Below are 16,369 nucleotides of genomic sequence, written 5' to 3' on the forward strand. Positions count from 1 at the left end.
ATATGCATGGTAATTCAGACCATTTAACCAGAATATATGGTATATCAAGAATCGATACACAATATTGACAGATAGGGAAACAGGTTCGCCCTTCCATGCTCTTTCCAGTGTACTAACCCCGATCATTCGATGTGTGTCTGAACCACGGTATCAACTCCCGAGAGTAAATCCTCAACAGTGGCAGTAACCGATACATGTGGTTGTAGGGAACCACCCTGATGTGACTTGTCCATGACAAAGAACGTTGTCGAGTATTGTACGGGAATCCCACTATGGGGAAGGGTGAAGGTCTTCACTTCCCCAAAGTGATTCACGCTCCCTCCCGTGGGAGTTCCCACAAGCGTTGCGTTTGAGCGCTGCTTGAGTTGTACTGCATTCATCAGGGCAGAAGAGAGTGTACGCTCTCCAATCAACACATCCAGGGTAAAACCCTGTGCTCTCTGATACACTGCCAATCCATCAATCATGGGTTCTGCCAAGCTTGAGTCGCCTTCTCCATTATATCTGAGATCAACAATGATCTTGGCAGGTTTCTTGGAGGATACAAGAGCCAAGGTCTCCTCGATGAAGGCATCGATGGGGAAAGCAGGGTCAGAGGCACAGCCATTGTATCGGATGAAGAGTATATCTTCTTGTGTGTCCAAAAACTCAGTCCGGTAGTAGACACGTGCACTACCGGTACTGGAAGGATTGTCATACAGAGTCACGAACTCTTTCTGGAAAAACTCAGTGATTGAAATTGGTGTGATTGAAGATGAAGAAACATTCTGACCGGTGTGGTGGTCGATGGTAAGCGTAATGGGATCACTAGGATTCTCTGTTATTCCTACATATGTGTAGAACTCTGCAACGTTGAGTAGCTGGGAAACATTCTGGTTGAACCATACCTGATTATCATACCAACCAGAGGTTCCGCCCTTTCCATTATCTGCTCAATGGACACCCCATTGAAATTGAGCACTTCAGAACCAAGCATTGGTTCTTTGCTCTTCTCTACCACAATCAGGCGCCATGCATTGTTGACATATGCAATCTGGATGGGAAGCGCATGCAAGCTTGCAGCGATGTCCTTGGGAAATCCAATCATTGTAGGGGAATCACCAACCTGGGCAACGAGTTCACACAAGGCGATATAGAATTCAATATCTTCCATTTGGAGAGCCGATACCAATATTTCCTCATATAATGCCTTGAAGTCCTTTTCTTTGTTCACGCTATACAGATCAGGATGATTATTCTCAAGGGTAGTCATAAGGACCTGTAGGTCCTCTCTTCCGGGATCAGACATATCAATATCACTGGATAGTTGTGTCGAGGCACAAGAAGAAAGCAGCCCAAGCAAAAGAGCAAAGCTGAGGATCAGAAGATTTCTCATGGTTTTCATGAAAGGCCATATACCATACATACGAGACTTGGCATAGGAAGAACAAGCCTGGTCTTCCCGTCAATCGGGAAAACCAGGCTTGTTTACAAACAGAATGATTACCCCCTGGCCATCATATTATGCAGACCACCACCATTTTCCACGTTGGTGAATCCCATCTGGTTGAGGATACGCATGCCATAGCTGGAACGGGCTCCTGAAGCACAGTAGATGATGATCTCTCGATCTTTGTCTTCAATGCCTTCAGCCCACTCCTGCAGGGAATCGAGTCCAACATTGATGGCACCTGGGTATGCACCCATCTCAAATTCCATCGGGGTACGGACATCAAGCACAATCGGACCTTCAGAAGCAAGTGCTACAGATTCATCAGCTTCTTCTCTCTTCGTCTCCTTGGAATCCTCTACAGATTTTTTTACAATCGGATACTTTCCGACCTGAAGATACTGGAAACCAATGGCTCTGGCATGTCGCTCTAGACTGATATAGCCACCACTCAGGTTAAACACACGGTCGAACCCTGCACCCTTGAGCATTCTGAGTACTACGTGACCTTTCTGCCCATCATCACTGATGAGGATGATCGGATTCTCCTTGGGAATCTTGTCCAGATTCTCCCTGATCATATCCTGACTCAAGTTGTTGGTACCGCGTAGATTGGCCTTTCCATAGCTGATAGGATCACGAAGGTCGATTGCAATAGGCTGCTGTTCCATGACGAAGTGTTCGAAGTCCTGTGCCAGAACAGAGGGGCTGAACCCACTGTTGTGATTGATTGCAGTGAATGCGGCCATGTTTACAGGGCCGTTCGGTGAGTTGAACGGAGGAGCGTAGGCCAAGTCGAGTTCCGCAAGATCTTCAAGTGTCAGGCCACCTGCAATTGCAGTTGCTATAACATCGATTCTCTTATCTATTCCTACCCGTCCAGCGACTTGGGCCCCAAGCACTTTCTTGGTCTTTTTATCAAAAACGAGCATCAAACTCACTTTCTCTGAACCTGGGTAATACGCAGTATGACTTGCCTTGTGTACGACCACAGCATCAACATCGAGACCTGCATCCCTCCCTGCCTTTAGACTCAACCCTGTAGAACCGGCAATAGCCTCAAATACTTTTACGATCGAGCTACCGAAAACACCTTTGTAGGTACGGTTCCCTCCAAGAGCATTCTCTCCAACAATTCTTCCCTGTCTGTTTGCAGGCCCTGCCAGTGGCATCCTCACATTTTTCCCAAGGATATTGTGGGAGATTTCCACCATATCCCCAGCAGCAAAGATGGAAGGATCACTGGTGCACATCTGTGCATTAACCTTGAGTCCACCAGAAGAACCTATCTCAAGACCTGAGTCCTTTGCAAGTTGCAATGTAGGACGAACACCTACTGAAAGCAGGACAAAATCAGTATCGATGGAGGTACCGTCATTGATAAGCACCTTATTGTCCTCAATGGCCTCTACAGATTTACCCAGTTTGAGCTTCACACCATAGTCCAATAGTTCCTTCGTGATAAACCCTGCAAACTCCCCTTCCAGGTTGGGCATTACCTGGGGTGCCATCTCTACCAGTGTTACAGCGATCCCGCGCTTGGTGAGTGCCTCAACCATCTCCAGGCCTATGAAACCACCGCCGACTACTACTGCTTTCTTAGGGTCTTTCTCATTGATGTAGTGGTCAATCCTGTCCATATCTGCAAGGGTCCAGAGTTGGAAAACATGTTCCTTATTGACACCAGGGAGAGGTGGTACGACCGGCTTCCCCCCCTGTGCGAGAATCAGGGAGTCGTAAGGAAACACATGCTCCTCTCCTGTAACGTTATTCAATGCTTTGACCTGTTTCTTTTCACGGTCTATTGCAAGTGCCTCTGTATGGGTATGTACCTTAACGCGATACTGCTCATGAAACGTCTCTTCACTTGCAAGAATCAAGGAAGACCGGTATTCAATATCCCGGCCAAGGTAGTAAGGAAGGCCACAGTTTGCAAACGAAACATCTGCTCCAGCCTCCAAGAGGGTGATATTCACATCATTATCAAGTCTACGTACTCTTGCTGCTGCCGTTGCACCAGCTGCAACACCGCCTATGATCAATACATTCTTCATTAATAACTCCTCGTGTAACGAACGAAGAAAAAATAATATGATTAGTTGCTAGTGTCAAGTATTCATATGAGCAATCGTTATTTTTTTCTTGAATGAAGCATGTCACTGTTCTTAACGCCATATTTTTGTGCTTATTACTCATTTTATGCAAGAATAGGAGGTGCTGCAAAGCACTTCCTATTGTAGAGCAATTGTGTGTATGAAAGGATCAGATACAGCGAATCCATGGTGCACTGCAGAGAAAATATCATCTGGATACTCGGCATCACCTGGCAATGTACAGTCTACCTTGTCAGAAAGTGCATCTTACAACTCCTATTTTCCTTATATCCAGCAGCAATCGCTACTGTATCGGCTTCAAGGGTATGTTTCTTGCCGGCCTTCTCATAGATGACCTTTCCATCTTCTAATGAGAGCACCTTTGTACAGTGACAGGCTGTCTTGCATCCGACCAAGCCAGTTCCAACTACAACAACCTTCTTTCCATAGGTTTTCTTGTTGGTCAGTAGGTCATTTGTCACAGTCATTGATTACATCAAACGCCATATGTGGCCCTTTCGCATTCGTTTTGGCATTGGTATTGGAGAAATCCATATAGGTATTCCCCAATTTGCATACAGAGTTGTAGAATCACACTTGTCCCATGCTTTTAGGCTCTTCATTTTATCAGAATAATAGGCAATCCCCTCGCCATCCTTCCCTTCATAGTACCCTTTAAATGAATATCCGCTCTTCTTGGGTGCGACTGCGTACGGCATGGCATCACCAGTGCGTACATTCACACTGGTTGTCCCTCCTTCACCTCCGTTCTTATCCAATGTAACCGTATACTCATTACCCGTCCATTTTGCATACAACGTCATATCGTCTAGAATGACATCCTTCTTGAAATCCCATGCCTGCCCGTATTGTGCATCCTTCGATGTAACTATGTTGACACCCCTGTGGTGATTCACGTTTCTAGACAGAAAGGGCTGAAGGCGGACCATTGGCCTATGGTATCCAATCCACGCATATCAGAATGGTCAAGTGCCGAACAACTGATTTGCTGTCTATCAATCCTTTTCATGTATTCGAGCAAACTGGAGAAAAAAGAAAACAAAGATTATATTTGACAAGAGGTCACATCATATTAGTATAAAACATCACCAAAGGTAAGTTTTCTTGTCTCTAAATTGTATTATTGTAAACGTTTACAACTTTTCCTTGACAGATAAGAATTGACGTGCAAATAATACAATTGTACAAGGAGATACGGAAATGAGTAACGTAATCCTGTCGATGAAAGCAATTGATAAGCGATTCGCCGGAGTACATGCACTCAAGGGTGTGGACTTCGATTTGCATGAGGGAGAGATTCATGCAATCGTCGGTGAAAACGGGGCTGGAAAATCAACGCTCATGAAAGCCCTCACTGGTATATTCCCAAAAGACTCAGGTGAAATCCATTATATGGGTAAGCTGTTCAATCCACAGGGCCCAAAGGAAGCATTGGATGCAGGTATTGCAATCGTGCACCAAGAGCTGAATATGATGGAGCATCTCACAGTAGCACAAAATCTTTTTATCGGACGAGAGACTACCAAACACCACGGCTTGTTTTTGGATGAGAAAGCACAAAACAAGAGAGCCAGGGAGTTGTTCGCTCATCTGAATATGTCCATAGACCCAGAAGAAAAGGTACGGGATCTTACTGTTGGCAAGCAACAGATGGTTGAGATTGCAAAAGCTGTTTCCCATAATCTCAAGATTCTTATCCTAGACGAACCTACTGCCGCATTGACTGATCGTGAGATCAAGGACCTGTTTGCCATCATGAAAGATTTGGCAAAGAAAGGCGTTGGTATGATCTACATCAGCCACCGTCTTGATGAAATCGGCATCATCACCGACAGAGTTACCGTACTTAGGGACGGTGAATATGTGGGGACCAAACTGACCAAGGAGTTAAGCAAGGATGAGATGATCAACATGATGGTTGGACGGGTCATCTATGAACAGCCAAAAGCGAAAAGCAATGTTCCTGATGGTGCACCGGTTGTCCTGAAGGTCGAGAATCTCAATGCAGGCAAACTTGTACAGAACATCTCATTCGAGTTGCACAAGGGTGAGATACTTGGATTTTCTGGACTCATGGGTGCGGGCAGGACTGAGACCATGCGTGCTCTCTTTGGTGCCGATAAAGCCTCTGGCTCGATTTATATCGATGGAAAGAAGACTATCATTGAAAGCCCAAAAGATGCAGTACTCAATGGCATTGGATACCTATCAGAAGATCGTAAACGTTATGGCCTGGCGCTCAAGCTCTCGGTTGAATCCAATGCCATCATGGCTTCGTATGAAGACCTCTGCCCCAACCTCTTCCTTCCCCGCTCCAAACTACATCAGATTGCTGCAGAGAATGTAGAGAAACTCAATATAAAGACACCCTCACTGGACCAACTCGTGCAAAATCTTTCTGGGGGAAACCAGCAGAAAGTGGTTATCGCAAAGTGGCTTATCAAGAACTGTTCCATCCTCATCTTCGATGAACCAACACGGGGAATCGATGTAGGGGCAAAGAGTGAGATCTATCACCTGATGAATGAACTCGTCAAGGAAGGCAAGTCCATCATCATGATCAGCAGTGAACTGAATGAGATTCTGAGAATGAGTGACCGGATTGCAGTAATGTGTGAAGGAAAACTCACTGGGTTCCTTCCAATAGAAGAGGCAACCCAGGAAAAGATCATGGAATTGGCTACACAACATGGATAGGAGTAACCCTGGATGAAAACGAAGGATATGGTTGAGTTGAATAAAAAGAAAGGATTGAATCTACAAAAGTTGCTTGCACCACTGGCTCTCGTCATCATCTATGCATTCTTTTCACTTTTTGGCAGGAACTTCTTCTCCTATACGACATTGGTAAACATCCTTGACTCTTCCTACTACATTGGGTTCCTGGCCATCGGGGTTACCTTTGTCATCATCACAGGGGGGATTGATCTCTCTTGCGGCACGGTAATGATGGCAGCAACAATCATCGGTGGAACAGCATACAAGACATGGGGATGGCCAATGTGGCTTTCATTGATCCTCATCATTGTGGTTGCAACATCCTTTGGCCTTTTCAATGGCATCATGGTAAGCCGACTGAAGTTGCCACCTTTCATCGCCACTCTGGGTACCATGATGATCAGCTTGGGTACCGGTTCAATCGTCTCAAATGTACGTAGTGCCACCTTCCCTGCTCGTGGAGCAAAAGATAGCTGGTTCAAAGGAATCTTCAAGTTCATTGCTGAAGACAACACATCCTACCCCACCGGTGCCATCGTACTCTTCGGCACAGCATTCATCGCATATATCATTCTTACCAGGACGAAAATGGGGCGATATATCTTTGCTGTTGGCTCAAACAAGGAGGCAGCACGCCTCAGTGGTATTGATGTCGCAAAATGGGAGATGATGGCCTATGTGATCAGCGGATTCCTTGCCGGTATCGGCGGTATTGCCTTTGCTGCTGTCTACACCACCGTTATGCCGGCCCAAGGCCAGGGTTTTGAATTGTATGCCATAGCAGGAACCGTTATCGGGGGAACCAGTCTCAGCGGAGGTGCGGGTTCAGTCTTTGGGACAATGATTGGTGTGTATATCATGAGTGTATTACGCGCTGGATTGCCATCGATGGATCTGCAGTCACAATACCAGACATTCTTTACCGGTGTGGTTGTTTTGGGCGCTGTCATGCTCGATATTTATCGGACGAAAAAATCATCAGAGGTGCGCATCCTCTCCGAGGCTGACAGGTACAAGGAGGAGATGTTGTTGAGGATCTCTCAACTGAAGGCAGAGATGACCTCTGCTGATCCTGCAACCAAAACAGCGTTGGAGAAAAAACTAGCGAAGCTTCGTCTGGAAATGCATACACAATATCGTGTCCTGAAACGGGAAGAAAAAGCGCAGAGAGCAGCCCTGCGTAAGAGGGAAAAGGAATTCTTGAAATGATAACGGAATATATCCGTTGTATATAGCAAATCCGGGTTATTTGATCCGGTAGAAAATAGGAGGATTAGTTATGAAGAAGACCTTAGGCGTTCTGATGGTTCTCGTGTTGATTACTTCCACTGTTCTGTTTGCGGAAGGAGTAAAGGAGCAAAAGCCTTATATCGCTGTTGTTTCAAAAGGAGAACAACACGATTTCTGGCAGCAAGTGAAACTGGGTGCCAATGCGGCTGCGGAAGACTATGGGGTTGATATTACCTTTGAAGGTCCTCCTTCAGAAAGTGATGTACAAATCCAGGTCGAGATGCTCAACAATGCAATGGCAAAGAACCCTGTTGCAATTGCCTTGGCGGCCTTGAATACCAGTAGCGTACTTGACCAGCTCCAACAGGCCAAGAATCAAGGTATTCCTGTCATTGGATTTGACTCAGGTGTACCGGAAGCTCCAGAAGGTTCCATCTGGGCGAATGCATCAACAAACAACTATGCCGCAGCAGGTATGGCTGCCGAGAAGATGTTTGAAGTGATCAAGGACAGAATTGAGGCTGCCTCAATCGCCAAGCCTGTCAAGATTGTCGTCATGAATCAGGATGCTTCGGGAGAATCGTTGCTCAGCCGTGGCAAGGGATTCAGAGACACCATGATCAAGCTGATTGATGAGAAGACCTCGCTTAGCAAGAGTGATATTGCAGTAATCGGAAACACTGCTTACATTGCCCCAGACAGCCCAACAACGGGAAGAAAAGTCTTCATTGAGATGATTGTCCCCGCTTCTGCCGCCATGACTGACGCAACCAACGCAGCACAGGCAATGCTGAACAAGGTGACCAGTGACAATATCCTGGGAATTTTCTGTTCCAACGAGGCAACGGTCAAGGGTCTTTTGGCTGCAACCAACGATGGGGCAACCTTGAAGAGTAATCCCGCATTCAAGGATGTGGTGGTAATCGGATATGATGCAGGCGCTGCACAGAAAAATGCCGTTCGTAACCAGTACTTCCTCGGTTCCATTACCCAAGACCCCTACCAGATTGGCTACAAGGCAGTTGAACTGGCATACAAAGCCTACAAGGGTGAGCCGGTTTCCGATGTCGACACCGGTGCAAAGTTCTACAACTACGAGAACATGGATGATGCAGATATCAAGGGTTTGATCTACGATTGATGAACCGTTGAACAGAGATTGCATCTCATAAGTTTGGAAGGGTCACCGGCATTTGTACCGGCTGGCCCTTTTTTCTCAGGAGACCATCATGGCATCCCCTACCATCAAAGATGTTGCAAGAGCGGCGAATGTGTCAATTGCTACAGTTTCCCGTGTACTCAACCATGGGGAAACTGTAAACATACACACACAGAAAAAAGTATTGGATGCCATGGATGTGCTTGGCTATAACCGTAATGAAGTGGCACGTTCTCTCAAGTTTCGGCATACCAAGACAATCGGTATTATCGCCCCAGAACTTTCCAACATCTTCTTCATGGAAGTGGTTGAGGCCATTGAACGCTGCCTGGCTCCCCACGGATATTCATTGATCATCACATCTTCCAACGATTCAGTGGAAGAAGAGAAGCGAAAACTCCAGATATTCATTGAGCGAAACGTGGATGGGATTGTGGTGATGCCTGCAGGGGCAGATGGCCGGCACTTCCAGACAAACGCATTGTCAAGGATCCCATTGGTCATGGTCGACCGATGCATCGAAGGACTCAAGGTTGATTTTGTGGAAACCGACAGCCGATATGGGGTTCGTCAGATGATCATGGCGCTCAAGCATGAAGGATATAAGAGAATCGGATATATCGGAGGGGATCTCAGCATACATACGGCACATGAACGATTGTACGGCTATCTGGAGGCAATGAAAGAACAAGGTCTGAAAGTCGAGAATCGATTTGTCTATCATCAGGATGCTATGACCCAGGCCTCTGGACGGTATCTCATCAGGCAAGCACTTCGCGAAGTAGATTATCCTGAAGCCTTTTTCATTGCCAATGATTCCCTGCACCTGGGTGCAACCATCCAGGCATTGGAGATGCTCCCACCCCATCAGCTGGAACACCTGGTATTCGCAAGTTTTGATTATCTCAGCTATGCTCCACTGCTCAAGCTCTGCCATTATGCAGTTGCACAACCTTGTGAAAAGATTGGTCGAGAAGTCTCCACCCTTCTTCTCAAACGGCTGGATGGCAACTGGGAAGACTTCCCGGAACATGTGAAACTTCGTCCCGAAATAAAGGTGATCCGGGCAAATGGGGGTATCCCCTACCCTATGACAGATAAACAATCAGACACCTGTCCTATTGCATAGCTTTAGCTATTCCCAATTGAATACCTTGGCTACTGGACACATCACACCATAAGTTGGCCCTTCAGCAGTGTTGCATTCAAGGCATACTTGGATTGAAAACAGGGTTGTAATCTTTCCTGTGCATCTCCTTACCGTATGCTGAGATTTGAATTTATGATACCCTGTAGTGAGTGACAGTAGTGTATAGTTGAGTTCGCTATTTGGTTGAGGATTTGCAAAAGGGCATTGGATGCTCCTGCAAGGTGGTCATGGCCGGCTATCGGTTGACACCAAGGTATCCATACCCGTGTGTATTGGAAGACTGCTTCCCAGTCTATCGCTGGATTGCTGAACATACACAGGAACTCTCCATCGACCCTGGACGTATCGCACTCCATGGCAATAGTGTTGGAGGTGGGTTGTCTGCCGGGTTAACGCATCTGGTCAGGGATAGCCCAAAACAGATGCCACTGTTCCAGATGCTTATATATCCGGTCCTGGACGCAAGGCTATCCACTGATTCCATGCAGAAATATGTTGATATCCTTATCTGGAATGCAAAGCTCAATGCCAAGATGTCGAAACTCCACCTCCAGGGTAAAAGGATTCATACACTTCACCACATGAGATGACCTCATTGGAGGAACAGCCAAATATGTATATTGAGGTCATTGCGTTCGACTGTCTCAGGAATGAGGCAATCGAGTACGCAAAGAGCCCCCAAAAGACGGGTATTGAAGTGTATCTGGTGAAGACTGAGGGGACTATCCATGGGTTTTAGCTGAACCATGCAAGCAGCGGTACCCAGATGATCGTAGGCAATCGAAAAGCGTATGTGAAGAAGCAATCCACTTTTTGATGATCAGAAATGGCATCGCTCAACAATGCAGTTCCTCGTACAAAACATAAGCACTGTTCAGTTCAAACAGTGCTCTTATTTCTAGAAAATTGCAACAGATGGAAACTATCGCAGCGTCAATCCCAACTCCTCAAGCATAGCCTTTCCATACTCGATCGAGATTGCATAACTGAAACTCGATTCATACCCTGGAAGGGTACCTCGGACAAAATCCCCACCCTCTTCTTTTGGGACAAAGAGGCCCATCATGATTCCAATGACTCTCCCGTCATCATAATTCACAAGCGGACCTCCTGCCATTCCCGTATGCATGGCTCGGTCGAACAGGAAAAGATTCACAGAATCCCTTAATGAAACTTTTGAGGCAATAATTCCACTCTGTACAGCTAGGTTCTGTAGGTCCTCATGTCCGAAAGGGAATCCAAATCCTAATACCGATGAACCCAGATGCACGAATTCAACATTACCTACTATATGGTCAGGGGTATCGATGATCAGGGGCTTCGTGAAATGAAGCAGCGTTGTATTGGTTGTATGATCGGCTTTGACAACCTCCACAGGAATTGCCTGGACCACATCAAGACTGAGCGGAGAAAACGCCTCCGGATTGCTGGGCCGAGCTACCATCAACCCCTCATAGTTCTCTTCCAGCAAGTAGGTGGCAGTAAGGAGATATCCCTGTTCATGCACGAGGAAGGCCGTTCCCAGAAAGACCACCACATCTTCTTGTTGTTGTCGTAACAAGAAAAAGCATCCACCTGCATATTTTTGGCTGATCTGCTTAAACATCCGTTTCCTCCTGCTGTTTTTTCTTGGCTTTCTTATGGAATCTCACAAGAGGAGCTTCACCACTCTCAATCTGGAAATGGCGGGCCTTCAGTTTTCCCGTTTTCACAGAGAACGTCTGCACCCCGGTATACTCGTTCAGGCCCTTCTTAAGGCTATAGGTAAGCAAAAGCAGTACCACCGCAAAAGGGAGCCCAGTTGCAATGACCGCCGACTGGAGCGCTACAAGTCCTCCACTGAGCAGCAGAGCAGCAGCCACCACACCTTCCAGGATCGCCCAGAAAAGACGCTGTGGAATTGGTGGATCGGGATTACCACCAGCGGTGATGATATCGATTACCATGGAACCGGAGTCAGATGAGGTGACGAAGAAACTCACCACCACCAATACCCCAAGAACAGAAAGGACGGAAGAGAGCGGGAAGTGTTCCAACAGAAGGAAGAGAGAAAGTGGAACATTTTCAGTTACCCCTTGGCCGAGATTACCTCCCTTGAATAGGTCAATATAGAGGGCAGAGTTTCCAAATACAGTGATCCACAAGAAGGTAACAAGCGTCGGGATCAAGAGTACTCCCATGAGGAATTCCCTGATGGTCCTACCCCTGGATACACGAGCGATAAACATGCCTACAAAGGGAGACCAAGCAATCCACCAAGCCCAGTAGAAAACAGTCCAGTCATTCTGCCAGGAAGAGTTCTCAAATGTTTCATTCCAAGTAGCTATCTCAGCGAAGGAGGCTAGATATGCACCAATATTCTCGACAAACCCGTTTGCAATAAAAAGCGTGGGGCCAAAGATGAACACAAACACCAACAAGGATAAAGCGAGCCAAATATTGAGCTCTGAGAGCTTTCTGATACCGGCATCAAGACCCCTGACTACCGAGATTGTGGCAATCGTGGTGATCCCTGCAATAAGGAACAGCTGAACAAGAGGGCTCTGCTCAAGACCGGTGAGGTGATTCAGTCCTGCATTGATCTGCTGTACACCAAACCCGAGGGAGGTTGCTACACCAAACAACGTAGCAATGGTCGCCAGGATATCGATCAGGTTGCCCCATCCTCCGTTGATCTTCTCTCCAAGAATCGGGTAGAAAATCGATCGAATGGATAGTGGCTGTCCCTTGTTGAAACTGAAGAACGCCAAGGCAAGAGCAACCAAGGCATAGATTGCCCAAGGATGCAGCCCCCAGTGGAGAAAGGTATACTTCATGGCATTCTGTGCAGCTTCAGCAGCAGAGGCAGCAGGAACCGGGGGAACCATGAAATGGAACATCGGCTCGGCTACACCGTAGAAGAGCAAGCCTATTCCCATTCCAGCGGAGAAGAGCATGGCAAACCAACTGAGGGTACTGAAATCCGGTTCAGCATCGTCCCCACCCAGTCTTATATCCCCATACCGGCTGAACATCAGATAAAGCACGAATACCAGGATAATGTTCACTGCCAAGGTGAAAAACCAGCCGGCGTTGGTGGAAATCCCGTTGAGAAGAGGGTTGAATATATTCCCCAGCATCTCGTTGAAAAATACCGATACAATGACAAATCCTATGATAAGAAAAGCAGAAGTGAAGAACACCACAGGATGGATGTCAAAGTCAAGTTTGCGTTTGGTAGATGGTTTATTCTGTTTGATATCAAAGCTCCTTGTATATAGCTGCTGGTACAATCATAATTCTGTTCTGATTGAAAACCAATACAGGATATCTGTCAATAGGCGTAAATTGTCGATGATTTATTCGTTATAGGACAAGAACAGCAAGTGCATTTCTATGAGCAATTACTTTCAAATACCTTTATGCATTGCTACTTTTCCCTTCCCCATGGACGAACAGACGAGTTTTGCATATTTCTTCTTGTACACATAGCGCATCAAATGGGTATCCAGATAAGGAAGTGGCTTCACTTGTGCACATGAGAGCCCAAGCAAGGCAGCTTTGCTGTCCTTCTGGACCAGTGCTGCCACCGCATGAGCATCCGATTCACTGTTGCCCATACAAAGCGCCCCTACTCCCTGCACAATCAGTGCATCCCGATGCTTGAGACCGTGAAAGCCAGTCGTTTCCTCTTGAACTATCTGCACTGAGGGTCCGGCGATCTGGGCAAAATCGTCTAGATACGCGTTCAGTGTTTTACCTCTCTTGCTTACCTCCAGAATCTCTTGGGAGGCAAGCAAGAGGATATAGGTGCAATCCTTCTTACTCCTCATTACCCTTTTTACTATTTCCAGCAATGAAGGAGAGTCATTGGTTGTATACGTCACTTCCTCACCATCCCTCCTTGCCATAATGGTTGTTTGCACCTCCCCCTCGAGGGAAGAAAGAAGTGGGGAAAGCCTGAGGACTTGATCCAAAACAGAGTGCTCCATGGTTTGCCATCAGGACTGCAGGGGTTGCATAGTCCTTCAGTACCCTGCCTACCTGCTTCATCAAAGCCTTGGTACCTGGCAATCCGTATTGTGAGGTAGGTATGGTCTCTCCAAGCAATTCTCTCCAGTCATCGCTGATGGCAATATTGTTGCCAATCAGACTCATCAGGGAGGCCATTTCCTGAGGGGTGTGTATGACACAGTTTACCTTTGGATGCGTTTTATAGACCAGGGCATGGATTCCTTTCTCAGAGGAAGGTTTCAGGGAGCCTGTATACGCTAGCCCTTCCAGCGATACCAAAACCAATTGATTCCCCGTCAGTTGCTCATAGGACCTACCGCTGGGGGTGATAAGGAAAATGATTACTTCCCCCCCTGCAGCTGATATTTCCCCATGTACGCGCAACCAGATGCGAGGCAACCAATCTCTTCGTAGCTTCCAGTACTGCCTTTTTTGCTTCCTGAAGTTCCATACATCAATCCTTGATATATACAATCTGGGAAAATACCCGGTCAAAGGCTTTCAGTGACTCGTCGATCATTTCTTCGGTATACGCAGCACTGGTGTAGAGTCTGCTTCCCGCCAAACCCACCAGCTCCAGGATACCCTTCTGCGATGACCTTTCCAAATACCGTAAGATCTGGTGAAACACCAAAAATCCATGGGCTCATGCCATGCCTATCCTGAACCCGGTTACCACCTCATCAAATACCAACAAAGCATGGTAGGCTTGACAGAGTTTTCCGCTTCCTTGTTGAAGTTCTTGTCCAAAGGACGGGTTCCACTCTCTGGTCCAACCGGTTCAATAAAGACAGCCGCCGTCCCTCCCCTTAGCTTATTCAAACGCAGGGTCCGCTCCAGGGCATCCAGGTTGTTGGGAAAAAATTCCTGGGTATGCTTGAAGAGATAGGAGCACTCCATGTGCCTGAAAGCCGTATTCCATAGGCAAGTTGGTCACTCCAACCGTGATATGCTCCACCCATCTTGATGATGTTCTTCCGACCGGTAGCAAGCCTTGCAACCCTTATTGCTGCCATGCATGCCTCTGAACCTGAGTTGAACATCCTGAACAGCTCAACACTGGGAATGCTTTCACAAATCTTTTTCGCAAGCTTATATTCATACTCATGAAAGAGACCTGTGGACGGACCACCATCTTGCAGGAGTTCAATAACCTTTTCCCTGACAGACGGGGGATTTGAACCAAGAACCGTCGGCCCTCCTGCCTGCAGAAAGTCGAAATATCTGTGCCCGTCGATATCATACAGATATGCTCCTTCTGCCTTCTTCATCACCAATGGGAAGGGATGATTAAATGCAAGATTATGTTGTACTCCACTTGGGATATAGCGTTTTGCCTCACCTATCATGGTTTTTGAAAGAGGGCAAGATACATCAAAATATGTTCTTTCGTAGTGTGCCAAGGCCTTTCTGGAAATCTGGAAATACTGTAGATGGGGCTCTTGATCAACGCATCAAGTTTTTCCGAGATTCCTGCTGCATCAGGGTAGGTTGAGATTGCAAATCGGGTATCCTTATCATTCCTCCTAGATGGATGGTGTTTTGACCGGTTTTACACGGGTATTCATGGAAGTTCTGTAGATGATGAACCGATTGACACAGAACTCTGAGATCAGGTTGACCACCATGGTACCACCCAGTACAAGGTAGTCAGAGATACCTAGGCCAACCAAGGCATCGCCCCACCACGTGGAAAGCGGGGTGAATATAAGATAATAGATTCCAAGCTGTGTCATGGCCTTGGGAATATTGTTTGCACTCTTGAACGTAAAACGCCTATTCACTGTGAAGTTGTAGATAACACTGGCAATGAGTGCGGTAAGATAACTCGGCCAATACTGGAGATGAAACACTTCCTCCAGGAGAGTAAATACCAATACCTGAATAACACCCGCGCTGATGGAAAAGAGCACGAACTTTCCGAATTGGATGAGATTTTGTTTTCCGGTCATCACTGTATTGTTGTTTTCTTCCATGGAACTTCCTTTCCCTTCTTTGTCTCTATCCTTGGCTCATAAACCCTCCCCTTTGGGATTGCATCAGTTGCCTCTTTCTCACTCTGGTAAAGGCCGAGTCCAAGACCCGCAATAATGGCAACTCCCAACGCTCCTACATTCTGCGGGTTCTTACTACTCTGGATTCTTCTTCCCAGGATGTCACTGAGAATCTGGCAGGTGACGGGAGAGAAAGCCCCACCCCCAACAAAACGGATAACCGATGAAGTTTTGATCTTCTTCTCCTGCATCTCCAAGAACCAGCGCATATGCAGACAGACTCCTTCAGTGACTGCCCAGATTATTTCTGTCTTTCCTGTTTCCAAACTCAAATTGAAGAACACCCCCCCTGGCCTTGCTATCCACAAAGGGACACTTATTACCATGCAACCAAGGGGTGAAAATCACCCCATTACTCCCATGAGGTATGGTATCGATCACGGTGGCCATATAGTTATAGAGGTTTTTGGCAATGGCCTCAGGAGAATCTGTTACCAGTTTCTTCTCCAGATAGAGATTGATCTCATCCAGGGCAAGATGGTCCTTGACCCATTCAAGACATTTTCCTGCTGTCTCCAGTTC

The 16,369-nt window shown here is 46.7% G+C and carries 18 protein-coding genes and 2 pseudogenes; 5 read left to right on the forward strand and 15 right to left on the reverse strand.

Annotation, left to right across the window (positions count from 1 at the left end; genetic code table 11):
- Positions 1-122 precede the first annotated feature (122 nt).
- From AB7S66_RS06785 to AB7S66_RS06805, 5 genes are all read right to left on the reverse strand, one after another.
- Entirely contained in the window at positions 123-707 is a 585-nt protein-coding gene (locus AB7S66_RS06785; protein ID WP_428518695.1) for a hypothetical protein, read from the reverse strand.
- Between the two features lie 119 nt (positions 708-826).
- Positions 827-1,384, reverse strand: a complete 558-nt coding sequence (locus AB7S66_RS06790; RefSeq protein ID WP_428518696.1) for a hypothetical protein — start codon at positions 1,382-1,384, stop codon at positions 827-829.
- A 98-nt stretch (positions 1,385-1,482) separates the two neighbouring features.
- Positions 1,483-3,483 (reverse strand): FAD-dependent oxidoreductase, encoded by a 2,001-nt coding sequence (locus AB7S66_RS06795; protein WP_428518697.1) that lies wholly within the window; start codon positions 3,481-3,483, stop codon positions 1,483-1,485.
- Positions 3,484-3,767: 284 nt separating this feature from the next.
- On the reverse strand, positions 3,768-4,010 hold the full coding sequence (locus AB7S66_RS06800; RefSeq protein ID WP_428518698.1) for a hypothetical protein: 243 nt from the start codon (positions 4,008-4,010) through the stop codon (positions 3,768-3,770).
- Positions 4,011-4,013: 3 nt separating this feature from the next.
- Positions 4,014-4,472, reverse strand: a complete 459-nt coding sequence (locus AB7S66_RS06805; RefSeq protein ID WP_428518699.1) for an InlB B-repeat-containing protein — start codon at positions 4,470-4,472, stop codon at positions 4,014-4,016.
- A 271-nt stretch (positions 4,473-4,743) separates the two neighbouring features.
- Between AB7S66_RS06805 and AB7S66_RS06810 the strand changes: the two genes are divergently transcribed.
- The 5 genes and pseudogenes from AB7S66_RS06810 to AB7S66_RS06830 all read left to right on the forward strand — a co-directional run bounded on the left by AB7S66_RS06810 (position 4,744) and on the right by AB7S66_RS06830 (position 10,539).
- Positions 4,744-6,240, forward strand: a complete 1,497-nt coding sequence (locus AB7S66_RS06810; protein ID WP_428518700.1) for a sugar ABC transporter ATP-binding protein — start codon at positions 4,744-4,746, stop codon at positions 6,238-6,240.
- Positions 6,241-6,252: 12 nt separating this feature from the next.
- Positions 6,253-7,470: an ABC transporter permease gene (locus AB7S66_RS06815; RefSeq protein WP_428518701.1), complete on the forward strand. Its 1,218-nt coding sequence runs from the start codon at positions 6,253-6,255 to the stop codon at positions 7,468-7,470.
- 70 nt (positions 7,471-7,540) lie between these two features.
- Positions 7,541-8,632, forward strand: a complete 1,092-nt coding sequence (locus tag AB7S66_RS06820; RefSeq protein WP_428518702.1) for an ABC transporter substrate-binding protein — start codon at positions 7,541-7,543, stop codon at positions 8,630-8,632.
- An 88-nt stretch (positions 8,633-8,720) separates the two neighbouring features.
- The gene (locus AB7S66_RS06825; protein ID WP_428518703.1) at positions 8,721-9,779 is read left to right on the forward strand and encodes a LacI family DNA-binding transcriptional regulator; all 1,059 of its coding nucleotides are present in this window, start codon (positions 8,721-8,723) and stop codon (positions 9,777-9,779) included.
- Positions 9,780-10,027: 248 nt separating this feature from the next.
- A pseudogene (locus AB7S66_RS06830) lies at positions 10,028-10,539 on the forward strand (alpha/beta hydrolase fold domain-containing protein).
- A 183-nt stretch (positions 10,540-10,722) separates the two neighbouring features.
- Here AB7S66_RS06830 and AB7S66_RS06835 read toward each other — a convergent pair.
- The 10 genes and pseudogenes from AB7S66_RS06835 to AB7S66_RS06880 all read right to left on the reverse strand — a co-directional run.
- A complete protein-coding gene (locus AB7S66_RS06835) occupies positions 10,723-11,406 on the reverse strand; it encodes a S1 family peptidase (RefSeq protein WP_428518704.1) in 684 nt (227 codons plus the stop codon).
- Positions 11,399-13,072, reverse strand: a complete 1,674-nt coding sequence (locus AB7S66_RS06840) for a BCCT family transporter (protein ID WP_428518705.1) — start codon at positions 13,070-13,072, stop codon at positions 11,399-11,401. The genes AB7S66_RS06835 and AB7S66_RS06840 overlap by 8 nt, the downstream gene beginning before the upstream one ends.
- Before the next feature lie 117 nt (positions 13,073-13,189).
- Complete coding sequence (locus AB7S66_RS06845; RefSeq protein WP_428518706.1) at positions 13,190-13,690, reverse strand: hypothetical protein; 501 nt, start codon at positions 13,688-13,690, stop codon at positions 13,190-13,192.
- Positions 13,671-14,192, reverse strand: coding sequence for a class II aldolase/adducin family protein (locus AB7S66_RS06850; RefSeq protein WP_428518707.1), 522 nt, complete (start codon positions 14,190-14,192; stop codon positions 13,671-13,673). Before AB7S66_RS06850 ends, AB7S66_RS06845 begins: the two co-directional genes overlap by 20 nt.
- A 55-nt stretch (positions 14,193-14,247) precedes the next feature.
- A complete protein-coding gene (locus AB7S66_RS06855) occupies positions 14,248-14,400 on the reverse strand; it encodes a hypothetical protein (RefSeq protein ID WP_428518708.1) in 153 nt (50 codons plus the stop codon).
- A gap of 65 nt (positions 14,401-14,465) precedes the next feature.
- A complete protein-coding gene (locus tag AB7S66_RS06860) occupies positions 14,466-14,615 on the reverse strand; it encodes a hypothetical protein (RefSeq protein WP_428518709.1) in 150 nt (49 codons plus the stop codon).
- The gene (locus tag AB7S66_RS06865) at positions 14,612-15,064 is read right to left on the reverse strand and encodes an aminotransferase class III-fold pyridoxal phosphate-dependent enzyme (protein WP_428518710.1); all 453 of its coding nucleotides are present in this window, start codon (positions 15,062-15,064) and stop codon (positions 14,612-14,614) included. The genes AB7S66_RS06860 and AB7S66_RS06865 overlap by 4 nt, the downstream gene beginning before the upstream one ends.
- Before the next feature lie 255 nt (positions 15,065-15,319).
- Positions 15,320-15,769 (reverse strand): GtrA family protein, encoded by a 450-nt coding sequence (locus tag AB7S66_RS06870; RefSeq protein ID WP_428518711.1) that lies wholly within the window; start codon positions 15,767-15,769, stop codon positions 15,320-15,322.
- Positions 15,745-16,173 (reverse strand): FGGY-family carbohydrate kinase, encoded by a 429-nt coding sequence (locus AB7S66_RS06875; RefSeq protein ID WP_428518712.1) that lies wholly within the window; start codon positions 16,171-16,173, stop codon positions 15,745-15,747. The genes AB7S66_RS06870 and AB7S66_RS06875 overlap by 25 nt, the downstream gene beginning before the upstream one ends.
- Positions 16,073-16,369: pseudogene (locus tag AB7S66_RS06880) on the reverse strand (hypothetical protein); the annotation flags it as partial. The pseudogene AB7S66_RS06880 and the gene AB7S66_RS06875, both read right to left, overlap by 101 nt.

Source organism: Sphaerochaeta sp., assembly GCF_050178175.1.
Lineage (GTDB): Bacteria > Spirochaetota > Spirochaetia > Sphaerochaetales > Sphaerochaetaceae > Sphaerochaeta.